General features: G+C 65.6%; 13 protein-coding genes. 9 read left to right on the top strand and 4 right to left on the bottom strand.

Translation table 11 applies throughout. The annotated features are described in order from the left end of the window. The first annotated feature begins 154 nt into the window (after nucleotides 1-154). From ahpC to XCC_RS04295, 6 genes are all read left to right on the top strand, one after another. Nucleotides 155-718 carry an alkyl hydroperoxide reductase subunit C gene (gene ahpC / locus XCC_RS04320; protein WP_011036070.1) on the top strand — a complete coding sequence of 188 codons (564 nt, stop codon included), beginning with the start codon at nucleotides 155-157 and terminating at the stop codon, nucleotides 716-718. 189 nt (nucleotides 719-907) lie between these two features. Continuing rightward, a complete protein-coding gene (gene ahpF / locus XCC_RS04315) occupies nucleotides 908-2,497 on the top strand; it encodes an alkyl hydroperoxide reductase subunit F (RefSeq protein ID WP_011036069.1) in 1,590 nt (529 codons plus the stop codon). 90 nt (nucleotides 2,498-2,587) lie between these two features. Continuing rightward, nucleotides 2,588-3,529 carry a LysR substrate-binding domain-containing protein gene (locus XCC_RS04310; protein WP_011036068.1) on the top strand — a complete coding sequence of 314 codons (942 nt, stop codon included), beginning with the start codon at nucleotides 2,588-2,590 and terminating at the stop codon, nucleotides 3,527-3,529. A gap of 228 nt (nucleotides 3,530-3,757) precedes the next feature. Continuing rightward, on the top strand, nucleotides 3,758-4,189 hold the full coding sequence (gene rnk / locus XCC_RS04305; protein WP_011036067.1) for a nucleoside diphosphate kinase regulator: 432 nt from the start codon (nucleotides 3,758-3,760) through the stop codon (nucleotides 4,187-4,189). Between the two features lie 62 nt (nucleotides 4,190-4,251). After that, nucleotides 4,252-5,220, top strand: a complete 969-nt coding sequence (locus tag XCC_RS04300; protein ID WP_011036066.1) for a transaldolase — start codon at nucleotides 4,252-4,254, stop codon at nucleotides 5,218-5,220. Between the two features lie 276 nt (nucleotides 5,221-5,496). Beyond that, a complete protein-coding gene (locus XCC_RS04295; protein WP_011036065.1) occupies nucleotides 5,497-6,066 on the top strand; it encodes a type 1 glutamine amidotransferase family protein in 570 nt (189 codons plus the stop codon). A gap of 524 nt (nucleotides 6,067-6,590) precedes the next feature. Here XCC_RS04295 and msrA read toward each other — a convergent pair. Both msrA and XCC_RS04285 read right to left on the bottom strand, forming a co-directional pair. Beyond that, nucleotides 6,591-7,241, bottom strand: a complete 651-nt coding sequence (gene msrA, locus XCC_RS04290; RefSeq protein WP_011036064.1) for a peptide-methionine (S)-S-oxide reductase MsrA — start codon at nucleotides 7,239-7,241, stop codon at nucleotides 6,591-6,593. An 83-nt stretch (nucleotides 7,242-7,324) separates the two neighbouring features. Continuing rightward, the gene (locus XCC_RS04285) at nucleotides 7,325-7,849 is read right to left on the bottom strand and encodes an SgcJ/EcaC family oxidoreductase (RefSeq protein WP_011036063.1); all 525 of its coding nucleotides are present in this window, start codon (nucleotides 7,847-7,849) and stop codon (nucleotides 7,325-7,327) included. A gap of 124 nt (nucleotides 7,850-7,973) precedes the next feature. On the opposite strand from XCC_RS04285, the gene XCC_RS04280 reads away from it, so the two are divergent. From XCC_RS04280 to XCC_RS04270, 3 genes are read left to right on the top strand one after another with little or no spacing between them, the layout of a single operon-like run. After that, the gene (locus XCC_RS04280) at nucleotides 7,974-8,681 is read left to right on the top strand and encodes a helix-turn-helix transcriptional regulator (RefSeq protein ID WP_011036062.1); all 708 of its coding nucleotides are present in this window, start codon (nucleotides 7,974-7,976) and stop codon (nucleotides 8,679-8,681) included. Further along, nucleotides 8,678-10,588, top strand: coding sequence for an ATP-binding protein (locus XCC_RS04275; protein ID WP_011036061.1), 1,911 nt, complete (start codon nucleotides 8,678-8,680; stop codon nucleotides 10,586-10,588). The genes XCC_RS04280 and XCC_RS04275 overlap by 4 nt, the downstream gene beginning before the upstream one ends. Further along, on the top strand, nucleotides 10,585-11,049 hold the full coding sequence (locus tag XCC_RS04270; protein WP_011036060.1) for a response regulator: 465 nt from the start codon (nucleotides 10,585-10,587) through the stop codon (nucleotides 11,047-11,049). Before XCC_RS04275 ends, XCC_RS04270 begins: the two co-directional genes overlap by 4 nt. A gap of 133 nt (nucleotides 11,050-11,182) precedes the next feature. Here XCC_RS04270 and XCC_RS04265 read toward each other — a convergent pair whose 3' ends face one another. Together XCC_RS04265 and XCC_RS04260 are read right to left on the bottom strand one after the other, a co-directional pair. Next, nucleotides 11,183-11,413, bottom strand: a complete 231-nt coding sequence (locus XCC_RS04265; RefSeq protein WP_019237927.1) for a DUF2007 domain-containing protein — start codon at nucleotides 11,411-11,413, stop codon at nucleotides 11,183-11,185. Between the two features lies 1 nt (nucleotide 11,414). Then, nucleotides 11,415-12,056, bottom strand: a complete 642-nt coding sequence (locus XCC_RS04260; RefSeq protein ID WP_011036058.1) for a glutathione S-transferase family protein — start codon at nucleotides 12,054-12,056, stop codon at nucleotides 11,415-11,417. Nucleotides 12,057-12,141 lie beyond the last annotated feature (85 nt).

Genomic DNA, 12,141 nt, shown 5'->3' with positions numbered 1-12,141 from the left:
ATGGCAGCAGGTGCGCACGCCAGAGCCAGTCTGACGTTTTGATAGCCGCAGCCTATCTATGCAATTCCATCAATCGATTTGAGATATCTATTGATCCTACCTACCATGGCGCCTGTTCCGTCCCCCAACCCCCTTCACCGCAAGAGGAAACTCAATGTCTCTCATCAACACCCAGGTCCAGCCCTTCAAGGCGAACGCGTACCACAACGGCAACTTCATTGAGGTCACCGAAGCAAGCCTGAAGGGCAAGTGGTCGGTGCTGATCTTCATGCCGGCCGCCTTCACCTTCAACTGCCCGACCGAAGTGGAAGACGCCGCTGACAACTACGCCGCGTTCCAGAAGGCCGGCGCCGAGGTGTACATCGTCACCACCGACACGCACTTCTCGCACAAGGTGTGGCACGAAACCTCCCCGGCCGTGGGCAAGGCGCAGTTCCCGCTGATCGGCGACCCGGCCCACAAGCTGACCCGCGCGTTCGGCGTGCACATTGAAGAAGAAGGCCTGGCCCTGCGCGGCACCTTCATCATCAATCCGGAAGGCGTGATCAAGACCCTGGAAATCCACGACAACTCCATCGCCCGCGACGTCACCGAGACGCTGCGCAAGCTGACCGCGGCACAGTTCGTGGCCAACAATCCTGGCCAGGTCTGCCCGGCCAAGTGGAAGGAAGGCGCCAAGACCTTGGCTCCGTCGCTGGACCTGGTCGGCAAGATCTAAGCCGCCTCGCATCCCTGGCCCGGTTTCCGGGCCGGGGGTGAACCGGAGCCGGTGCCGGGCTGCCCGCCAGCCACCGCCAGCACGCACCCCGCCTTCGCGCCGGCTGCGGTTCATCCCCTTCCTCCCCAGGCGACCTGCGCATGCGCAGCGACGCCATGCCCTCCCCTTGCCCATTCCCAGGAGTTTTCCATGTTGGATGCCAATCTCAAGACCCAGCTGACCGCCTACCTGGAACGGGTCACGCGGCCGATCCAGATCCATGCTTCGATCGACGACATCCCCAAGGCGCGCGAAATGCTCGAGCTGCTCGAGGATCTGGTGCTGCTCTCGGACAAGATCAGCCTGGACGTGCACCGCGACGACAACCAGCGCAAGCCCTCGTTCGCGCTGACCACGCCGGGCCAGGACATTTCGGTGCGCTTTGCCGGCCTGCCGATGGGGCACGAATTCACCTCGCTGGTGCTGGCGCTGCTGCAGGTTGGCGGCCACCCTTCCAAGGCCACTGCCGAGCTGATCGAGCAGGTGCAGCACCTGGATGGCGACTATCAGTTCGAAACCTATTTCTCGCTGTCGTGCCAGAACTGCCCGGACGTGGTGCAGGCGCTGAACCTGGCCGCGGTGCTGAACCCGCGCATCAAGCACGTGGCCATCGATGGCGCGCTGTTCCAGGACGAGGTGGAAACCCGCCAGATCATGTCGGTGCCCACCGTGTACTTGAACGGTGAACTGTTCGACCAGGGCCGCATGACGCTGGAACAGATCGTCGCCAAGCTCGACACCAATGCCGCCAAGCGCGATGCCGCCAAGATCGCCGCCAAGGACGCCTTCGACGTGTTGGTGGTTGGCGGTGGCCCGGCCGGCTCGGCAGCAGCGGTGTATGCCGCACGCAAGGGCATCCGCACCGGCGTGGCTGCAGAGCGTTTCGGTGGTCAGGTGCTGGACACCATGTCGATCGAAAACTTCATCTCGGTGCCGGAAACTGAAGGCCCGAAGATGGCTGCCGCGCTTGAGCAGCACGTGCGCCAGTACGACGTGGACATCATGAATCTGCAGCGTGCCGAGCAGTTGATCCCGGCCGGTGCCGATGGCCTGGTCGAAATCAAGCTGGCCAATGGCGCATCGCTCAAGAGCAAGACGGTGATCCTGTCCACCGGCGCGCGCTGGAGGCAGATGAATGTGCCCGGCGAAGACCAGTACAGGAACAAGGGCGTGGCCTACTGCCCGCATTGCGATGGCCCGCTGTTCAAGGGCAAGCGCGTGGCGGTGATCGGCGGCGGCAATTCGGGCGTGGAAGCGGCGATCGATCTGGCCGGCATCGTGGCGCATGTCACGCTGGTGGAATTCGACGACAAGCTGCGCGCCGACGAAGTGCTGCAGCGCAAGCTGCGCAGCCTGCACAACGTGCGCATCATCACCAGCGCGCAGACCACCGAAGTGCTGGGCGATGGTCAGAAGGTCACTGGGCTGGTCTACAAGGACCGCACCGGTGGCGACACGCAGCACATCGACCTGGAGGGTGTGTTCGTGCAGATCGGCCTGCTGCCCAACACCGAGTTCCTGCGTGGCACGGTGGAGTTGTCCCCGCGCGGCGAGATCATCGTCGACGACCGCGGCCAGACCAATGTGCCGGGCGTGTTCGCGGCCGGCGACGCGACCACGGTGCCGTACAAGCAGATCGTGATCGCGATGGGCGAAGGTTCCAAGGCTGCATTGAGCGCGTTCGATTACCTGATCCGCTCCAGCGCACCGGTCAGCGCCGACGTAGCCCAGGCTGCGTAAGCGTGAGCTCAGCCAGCGCCCGGCCCGCCCGGGCGCTAAGCTGCGGTTGGTCCAGTCCGTTCCACGTCACAGCCACGAGGGCTGCTGCACATGAATCTGCGTGACCTGAAATACCTGGTAGCCCTGGCCGACCACAAGCATTTTGGCCGTGCCGCCACTGCCTGTTTCGTGAGCCAGCCCACCTTGTCCACCCAGATCAAGAAACTGGAAGACGAGCTCGGTGTGCCGCTGGTCGAACGTGCGCCGCGCAAGGTGATGCTCACCCCGGCTGGCCGCGAAGCCGCCATGCGCGCGCGCAGCATCGTGGCCGAAGTGGAACAGATGAAGGAAGCCGCCCGCCGCAGCCAGGACCCGGAAGCGGGCACCGTGCGCCTGGGCATCTTCCCCACCCTGGCACCGTATCTGCTGCCGCATGTGGTGCCACGCATCCGCGAGCGTTTTCCGCGCCTGGAGCTGTTGCTGATCGAAGAAAAAAGCGACCAGCTCATCCACCAGTTACGCGAAGGCCGCATGGACGCCGCACTGCTGGCCCTGCCCCTGCAGGACGAGCAGTTGCATGCCGAATTCCTGTTCGAAGAACCGTTCGTGCTGGCGGTACCGGAAGGCCACCCGCTGTCGCGGCACGACAGCATGACGCTGGACGATCTCTCCGAGCAGCGCCTGTTGCTGCTGGAAGACGGCCATTGCCTGCGCGAACAGGCGCTGGACGTGTGCCATCTTGCCGGCGCGCTGGAAAAGTCCGAATTCCAGGCGACCAGCCTGGAAACCCTGCGCCAGATGGTGGCGGCCAATGTCGGTGTCACCCTGCTGCCGATGCTGGCGGTCAAGCCGCCGGTGGCACGTTCGGAAAACATTCGCCTGATCCGCTTCCGCGAAGACAAGCAGCCCAACCGGCGCATCGCCATGGCATGGCGGCGCAGCTCGGCAATGACGGCGTTCCTGGAGCAGCTCTCGCAGATCTTCAAGGAATTGCCGGACAGCCTGTTCACGCTGGACCAGCCGGCAAGCGGCCCGAAAGCTGTCGCCGCCTGAAGGCCGTGCACTGCCGCGGTCGCTTCACAACGCAATCTTGTCGACAATGGACGAAGGCGGCACGTAGGTGTCGCCTTTTGCTTGTCCACTCTTTACCGCTGATGCCGGCGCCTACGGGCAACGCGTGATCGGTGCGATGTGCCCGCCTGCATTGTGGTCACGCCGCGCCGCCCTCACCTGTTGTTGGAGGGCGCACCGTGCGTCCGCTGCCCTTGTCAGGAGATTGCCATGACCTCGCAACACCACAGCGGCTTGCCGCCATCCATTCTGGTGTCCAGCCACGACCTTGCCCGCCTTGAAGCGATGCTCGAGTCTTCCGCGTTGAACAACCATCCGGCCGCCGCTGCGCTGGCCGACGAACTGGGCCGCGCACGCGTCGTGCCGCCCGACCAGATTCCCGGCGATGTCGTCACCATGCACTCACGCATCGAATGCGAAGACGAGCTGCACGGCGAACGTCACACGCTCACCCTCGTGTACCCGCACGAAGCCGATGTCCAACACAGCCGCATCTCGGTGCTGGCGCCGGTGGGCACCGCCTTGCTCGGCCTGTCGGTCGGCCAGTCCATCGATTGGCGCGCACCCGGCGGACGCGACCTGCGCTTGCGCGTGACCGCTGTGCACGACCAGCCCGAAGCGGCGGGCGACTTCCGTCGCTGAGCGCGCTAACGTAACGCGCTGCGTCCTATCCCCGACCCGTTCCACGATTCGAGAGAACCCGCATGACTGCATCCCCCTCCAAGCTTGCCCAACTGCGTGACCTGTCCGTTGTCGTTGCCGATACGGGCGACTACGACGCGATCAAGCGGCTCAAGCCGGTCGATTGCACCACCAATCCCACACTGGTCAAGAAAGCCCTGGATCTGCCGGTGTATGCCGACCTGATCGAGCGCGAGCTGGCCTGGGGCCGTGCGCACGGTGGCGAAGACCGCAACAGCACCATCAACGAAGTAGCTGATCGCCTGACCGTCGGCGTGGGCACCATGTTGTCGGAACTGGTACCCGGCCGCGTGTCCACCGAAGTGGACGCGGACCTGGCGCACGACACCCAGGCCACCATCGCCAAGGCACGCAAGTTCATCGCGATGTATGCCGAGCGTGGCGTGTCCAAGGACAAGATCCTGATCAAGATCGCCGCCACCTGGGAAGGCATCGAAGCCGCACGCCAACTGCAGCAGGAAGGCATCGACTGCAACCTGACGCTGATCTTCAACCGCTCGCAGGCGCTGGCCTGTGCCGAGGCCGGTGTGTTCCTGATCTCGCCGTTTGTCGGCCGCATCCTGGATTTCTTTGTCGCCAAGGGCCAGACCCCGGCCAGCATCGACGAAGATCCGGGCGTGGTGTTCGTGCGCGGTGTCTACGACGAGTTCAAGCGCCGCGGCTCCTCCACTGTGGTCATGGGCGCCTCGTTCCGCTCCACTGCGCAGATCGAGGCGCTGGCCGGCTGCGACCGCCTGACCATCTCGCCGGACCTGCTGGAGAAGCTCGACGCCGACCACGGCGACCTGCCGCGCAAACTGTCGCCATTGAATGCGGACAACGCGGCCATCACGCCGATCAACAGCGACAGCTTCGCCACCGACTTGGCCGCTGACGATATGGCCACCGAGAAGCTGGCCAGCGGCATCGACACCTTCGCCAAGGACCTGGAGGCGCTGCGCAAGACCATCGCCGACAAGCTCGCTGGCTGATCGTTCCCGTTGTTGCGTCACCTCCAACGCCTGCGGCATGGCCCGCAGGCGTTTTTGTTTGTGGCATTAGCGGCTGATTCGCAGCGCGCACAGACCGCCACCGACCGATGAGCTGCAGCCCAGCGCGACCTGCCACTGCCGCGTAAGCCTCCAGGCGCGTGCCGCCCCGGCGGCGCGGAACCCCAGCAACCGGCGCGTTGCTGTTTCGACAACACGCTCACAACATCTGACGGGCCGCTGCCTAGAATCCGGATTCCTCAACGGACGAAATGGACAATGGCAAACATCGCAGTGGTGATGGTCGACGGTGTCGCCGACTGGGAAATCGGCGTGGTCCTGCCTGCGGCGCGCGAGTGGTTCGGCGACCAGGTCGCCATCGCCAGCATCGACGGACAGCCGGTGCACTCGATCGGTGGCTTGCGCATCACGCCGGAATTTGCGCTCTCGGATTTGGCACCGCTGGACGCCGATCTGTGGATCCTGCCAGGCAGCGAACGCTGGCAAGCCGGCGAGATCCCCGGGCTGAGCGGCGTGTTATGCGAACGCGTGCAACAGCAGCGCCCGATTGCGGCGATTTGCGGAGCCACCATCGCACTGGCGTATGCGGGTCTGCTCGACGAGCGGCCGCACACCAGCAATTCGCTGGCGTTCTTGCAGGAGCACGTGGTGCCGTACGCCGGCGCTGCGCATTACCGGCACGAGAAAGTGGTCAGCGCCGACGGCGTGATCACCGCACCCGGCACCAGCCCGGTGGGGTTTGCGGTGACCTGCATGCGTACTCTGCATCCGGAGCGCACAGAATTACTGGCACAACTGCGCGGCATGTTCTCGGGCGAATTCGTCTAGCCGAAGCGCTTGTTCGCGTAGCGCAGGACACGCCCTTCTGCGATATACCGGCACCGAGTTTGTGGGCGGCTCGCCAATCAGCGAGCACTGCGCCTTCCCACGGCGGGGGAGGTTTCGTGCCACGCATGTGCGACATGTGCGCACGAGTGGTGGCATACCGGAACGCCGTGGAAACGCAGTTGCTGCTCGCGTGCTGGAGACTTACCAGCACGTCGCACTCAAGCCGCCGCGACTACCACTCAATGGCGTTACCGACCTCTGCGTCCACGCGCCCGACGCCGGTGCGTGACGCATGCGCCTGCAGGCGGCGTCGCGCACCAGCACGGAACCAGTCTTCCGCAACTGCGGTCGGCCACCGCAACTGGCACACAAAAAGATGGCCACGCCGTCTCCGGCGTAGCCATTGCAAGTTGCCTGGCATGCACTCCCATGCGCTGCCTGATAGTGAAAACGCTGCCGGTCACTATGGCCATCGGCACGCCACGATCACATGGCAGCGCTTGGATCCGGCCTCGCCTTTCCGCTCAGGCATCCAGCCCGATCGGGCAGCTCACTCCCGTTCCGCCAAGCCCGCAATAGCCATTGGGGTGCTTGGCGAGATACTGCTGGTGATCGTCCTCGGCGTAATAGAACGTGGGCGCCGGGTAAAGGATCTCCGTGGTGATGTCGCCATAACCGGCTGCGGTCAATTGCTGCTGGTAGGCATCGCGGCTGGCAATGGCCGCGTCGTATTGCGCTTGCGTGCTGCAGTAGATCGCCGAGCGGTATTGCGTACCGACATCGTTGCCCTGCTGCATGCCCTGGGTTGGATCGTGGCTTTCCCAGAACGTGCGCAGCAATTGTTCGAACGACACCGCCTGCGCGTCGTACACCACCAGCACCGCCTCGGTGTGGCCGGTCTGCCCTGAGCAGACTTCCGAATACGTCGCGTTCGGTGTTTTGCCCCCGGCGTAACCCACCGCCGTGGTGTAGACCCCAGGCACGTTCCAGAACTTGCGTTCCGCGCCCCAGAAGCAGCCAAGCCCGAATTGCACCTGGGCCAGGCCGGTGAACTCACCACGCAACGGGTGGCCGTTGATCAGGTGCGTGTTGTGCAGCGGCAACGCCTGGGTACGTCCCGGCAGTGCTTCGCCGGACCGTGGCATGCGTTGTTTGAAGGCGCCGATTCCCAACATGGTGCAACTCCCGCGTGTTTGAGGGTTGCCTGCTGGATGGCGCCGGTGGGAGCGGCTTTCAAGCCGCTCCCGGCGATTGCACCTCACTTCGCCTTGGTGACCGCAGCGGTGGCGGTGGCGGTATCCACTTCCGGCATGGCCGAGCTGTGGTGGTTGATGATCAGCCACTTGCCGTCGCGCTTTTCGTACACGAAGGTGTAGCGGGCCTGCACATCGCTCTTCTTGCCGTTCTTGTCGGTGAGCGTGAAGGTGTACACACCCGCATCCACCGCGCTGTCGTCATCGAGCAGGCGCACGGTGCGGTAGTTGATGACGCCCTTCGGCTTTTTGGTCAGGAACATCTCGAAGTAGTTTTCGATCTGCTCGCGCGAGGCGCGCACTTCGTTGGAAACCGTCGGCAGCAGCACGCCGTCCGGGGCGTACAGGTCGGCCACCTTGTGCGGGTTGCCGGTGGCCAGGGCCGCGTTCCAGGTGTCGAACAGCGCAGCCACTTCGCGCGCTTCGCCATCGGCGGGCAGCGCGGCCTTGTCGGTGTAATGCATCACGCCGCCAGCCAGCGCCGGGGTGGCAGCCAGAGCCAGAACCAGAGAGAACAGGGGGCGACGCATGGGGTATCTCCGTTGAGTGATGGGGGTTGCCTCAGTGGGCGAGCCCAGTATCGAAATCCAGCGAGCCCAACAATTCCGCCGAGTGGCATATACTCAAATATGCTGATCGGCCTAGAGCTCGGATATGGAAACCCCAACCAATGCAGGCGATTGGCGCCTGGCGTTACGTCGCGACGCCTCCGACAGCGCACGCTGGCAGGCGCTGCAGGAGGCCAGTGCGGCGCTGCGCAGTGCCAGTACGCCCGAACAGGCTTGCGATGCAGTGCTGGGCCGCGTGTTGCTGCTGCTGGGGCTGGAAGATGGCGCGGTGCTGGCGCAGCGCGGGCCACGCGCGCAGGTGTTTGCCAGCAGGGGCCGCGCCCTGCCGCCCGGCGCCAGCGCCCCCGGTGACAGCCATGAAGCCACTTGGCTGATGCCGCCCCGCCCGGCCGAAATGCGTGATGCAAGGCTGCCGATCCAGCTGCTCGGCACCACACTGGGCATGGTGTGCGTGGCCTGGAACGACGGCCGCCTGGCGCCGGGCAGCGACGACCTGCAGGCATTGCAGGCCTTTGCGCTGCTGTTGCCGGCGATGGTCGCCGAGCCAGCCAGGCCGGTCGCCACGCGGCGGCGCAAAGCGGTGCAGGACGATCGTCTGAGTGCCCTGAGCAAGCGCGAAAAACAGGTGCTCTCGCTGCTGCCGCGCGGGCTCACCAACGCGACACTGGCAGCTGAACTGGGGATTTCTCCCGGCACGGTCAAAGTGCACGTCGAGCGAATCCTGCAGAAACTTGAGGTAAAAGATCGCACCCAGGCCGCGGTGTACGCGGTCCACGCAGGACTTGCGCAATGAATGCTCTGGCGGTGCGATGGAACGATTGGCCGATCACCCGCAAGAGCCTGGCGGTGGTCACCCTGCCGCTGCTGCTGCTGGCCGTGGCCTTGATGGCGATCTACAGTGTGGAGCGGCAGAACATCGCCGCCGAAAACGATGTGCGGCAGACCCTGGAAGTGCTGAGCGATCTGTACGAAGCGCACGCACTGCTGGCCGAAACCGCCGCCGGTGTGCGCGGATATCGGCTGGTGCGCCGCGATGAATTCCTCACCCCGTACCGCGACGCGGAGCCGCGCCTGCAACGCGTGGCCGAGCGGCTGTCGCAACGCATTACCGACCCGGTGCAGGCGCAGCGTTTTGCGCGCATCAAACCGTTGTTCGCCGAAAAGATGCAGGGCTGGCGTCGTCTGCTTGCGCCGGATCTGAGCCGCGAGGAAGAGATCCGCCAATTGTGGGACGGCAAGTACAAGCTCGACATCCTGCGCGCTGAATTACGCGAACTGCGCAATTACGAAACCGCGCAACTGCAGGTGCGCACCGCCAAGGCGCAGGGGCTGCGCCAGCGCAATCTCATCATCACCCTGAGCGCAGCGATGCTCGGCGGCCTGGGCGCGGTGTTCGCGGTGGCGTGGTTCGCCTCGGCCTTGTCCGGGCGCCTGCGCACGCTGGCCGCCAATGCCGACCGGCTCGGCGAAGGGCTGCCGCTGGCCGCACAGCCGCGTGCCGGCGATGAACTCGGGCAGGTCGGCCAACGCCTGGCACAGGCCAGCGAACTGCTGGCCGCACGCGCCAACGAAGCACAACTGGCCCGCCGAGAGGCCGAGACCGCCAACCGCGCGAAGACCGAATTCCTCTCGCGCAGCAGCCATGAATTGCGTACCCCGCTCAACGCGATCCTGGGCTATGCGCAGGTGCTGGAGATGGATTTGCCCGAGCCGGGCCACCGCCGTCACCTGCAGCACATCCTGGGCGCCGGCCGGCACCTGCTCGGCCTGATCACCGAGCTGCTGGACATCGCCCGCATCGAAGCCGATCAACTGGATCTCAGCCCCGAACCCATCGCGGTGCGCGCCGCCGTGCACGAGGCACTGGGCCTGATCGCGCCGGACGCCGACAAGCACGGCATCAGCCTGCAGCCGCCGGCCATCGATGGCCCCTGGACGGTGCGCGCTGACGCGCAGCGCCTGCGCCAGGTGCTACTCAATCTGTTGTCGAATGCGGTCAAGTTCAATCGCACCGGCGGCCAGGTGCAGGTGAGCGCACAGCCGGATGGCGATCAGGTGCGCATCGTGGTCGCCGACCAGGGCGCCGGGCTCACAGCGGCGCAGATCGAACGGCTGTTCACCCCGTTTGAGCGGCTGGGCGCGGAACGCTCGGCCGTGGAAGGCACCGGGCTGGGGCTGGCGCTGAGCAAGCGCCTGATCGAGGCCATGGGCGGGCAGATCGGCGTGGACAGCAGCCGTGACGGCGCGCGTTTCTGGATTTCCCTGCCGCAAGGCGAGCCGCAGAGCGCCGAACCTGCGCGCACGCTGCTGCCGCTCAGCAACGCTGGCAGCGGTGTCTGCCGCCTGCTGAGCATCGAAGACAACCCCTCCAACCAGGCGCTGATCCGCACGCTCACCGAACGGCGGCCGCAGTGGCAGCTGCTGGAAGCGGCCAGCCTGGCGCAGGCGCGTGCGCTGCTGCAGCACGAGGTGCCGGACCTGATCCTGCTCGACCTGCACCTGAGCGATGGCAATGGCGAAGAACTGCTGCGCGACCTGCAGGCGCAGCCGGCTACTGCCGCGGTGCCGGTGGTGGTGATCAGCGCCGACGCGACCTCTGCCACGCTGGCGCGCGTGGGCAACCAGGGCGTGCGCGCCTATCTGACCAAACCGCTCGATGTGGCGGAATTCTTCGCCGTGATCGACAGGCTACTGGCATGACACGCGACGACATCCTCGCCTCCCGCATCCTCATCGTCGACGACGAGCCGGCCAATGTGCGGCTGCTCGAAGACCTGCTGCAACGCGAAGGCTTCCAGCAGGTGGTCGCCACCACCGACCCGCAACGGGTCATGGGCCTGGTGTCGGCATTCGCGCCGGACCTGATCCTGCTGGATCTGAAGATGCCGGAACTGGACGGCTATGCGTTGCTGGAGCAGCTGGCGCGCCTGTCCGACCCGGGGCAGTTCCTGCCGGTGATCGTGCTCACCGCAGACCCCAGCCGCAGCGCCCGCCATCGCGCGCTCGGGTTGGGTGCCAAGGACTTCCTGACCAAGCCGTTGGACACCTTCGAGGTGGCGTTGCGGGTGTGGAACGTGGCCGAAACCACGGTGTTGTTCAAACGCCTGCGGGCATTGGCCTCGCCCGATGCCGCGCCGCCGGGCTGGCGTCAACCGGAGTAATCGCGCCCCTATTGTTGCGTTCGCGATCGTCGTCGGAGCGCACCTGGGCGCGACCGGCGTTGCCTGGGAAACCTCATCGCGCCCGGGTGCGCTCCTACGAGCAGCACAGGACACGCACAGGGACCGCGCACCGCTACAGCGCGCGCGTGACCTCGCCGCACAGGCCGATCTCGGCCAGCACCGCTTGCGCCTGGCTCAGATGCATGTCTGCCACGCAGACCTGCAACACGCCGAAGGCCGGCAGTTCGCCTGAGCCGCCCAGCAGCGATTCGCCGAACACGAAGGCGGTGATGCCAGCATCTTCCAGCGCGTGCTTGGCCAGATGGGCATCGATGATGTGACTGGCTCGGTAGGCGATCTGCATGTCAGCCGCGCCCCAGCCGTTCGCGTTTGGCATCCAGTTTCCACTCGCGCAGTGCGGGCAGGCTGTCGAGCGCGGCCAGATAATCGCCGGCGGCTTCGAATAGCGGCACACCGTAGCTGGCAAAGCGCAGTGCTACCGGCGCGAACATCGCATCGACGATGCCGAAATCGCCGCACAGGAACGCACCACCCTGCCCGTGTTCGGCGCGCAGGCTGGCCCACAGCGCCTGGATGCGCGCGATGTCGCGCTCGGCGGTGGCATCCCAGTGAGCGGACCCAGGCACACGTGCCAGATCCATCGGCAGCTGGCTGCGCAGCGCGGCAAAGCCACCGTGCATTTCGGCGGCGGCGGCGCGGGCCTGCGCACGCACTGCCGGGTCGGCCGGCCAGCCGCGGCCATCGAGCCAGCGCTCGTTGACGTATTCGCAGATCGCCAGCGAATCCCACACATGCAGCGTGCCATCCCACAGCACCGGCACCAGCCGGGTCGGCGAATAGCCGGCGATACGGGCCTGGAATTCGGGCGTGTTCAACGGCAAGGCGACTTCTTCGAACGGCACCTGGAAATGCCGTAGCAACAGCCACGGCCGCAACGACCAGGAGGACAGGGTCTTGTCGCCGATCACCAGGCGGGGCAGTGACATTGCGCAGCTCGCTCGAAGGAGTGCGCGCAGCGTACGCGTCGGGCGCGACGCCGGCCAGCGGCCGATGGCCGAGCCGATGAGCCGG

Source organism: Xanthomonas campestris pv. campestris str. ATCC 33913 (assembly GCF_000007145.1).
Lineage (GTDB): Bacteria > Pseudomonadota > Gammaproteobacteria > Xanthomonadales > Xanthomonadaceae > Xanthomonas > Xanthomonas campestris.
This window is presented reverse-complemented; position numbering and strand designations above follow the sequence as displayed.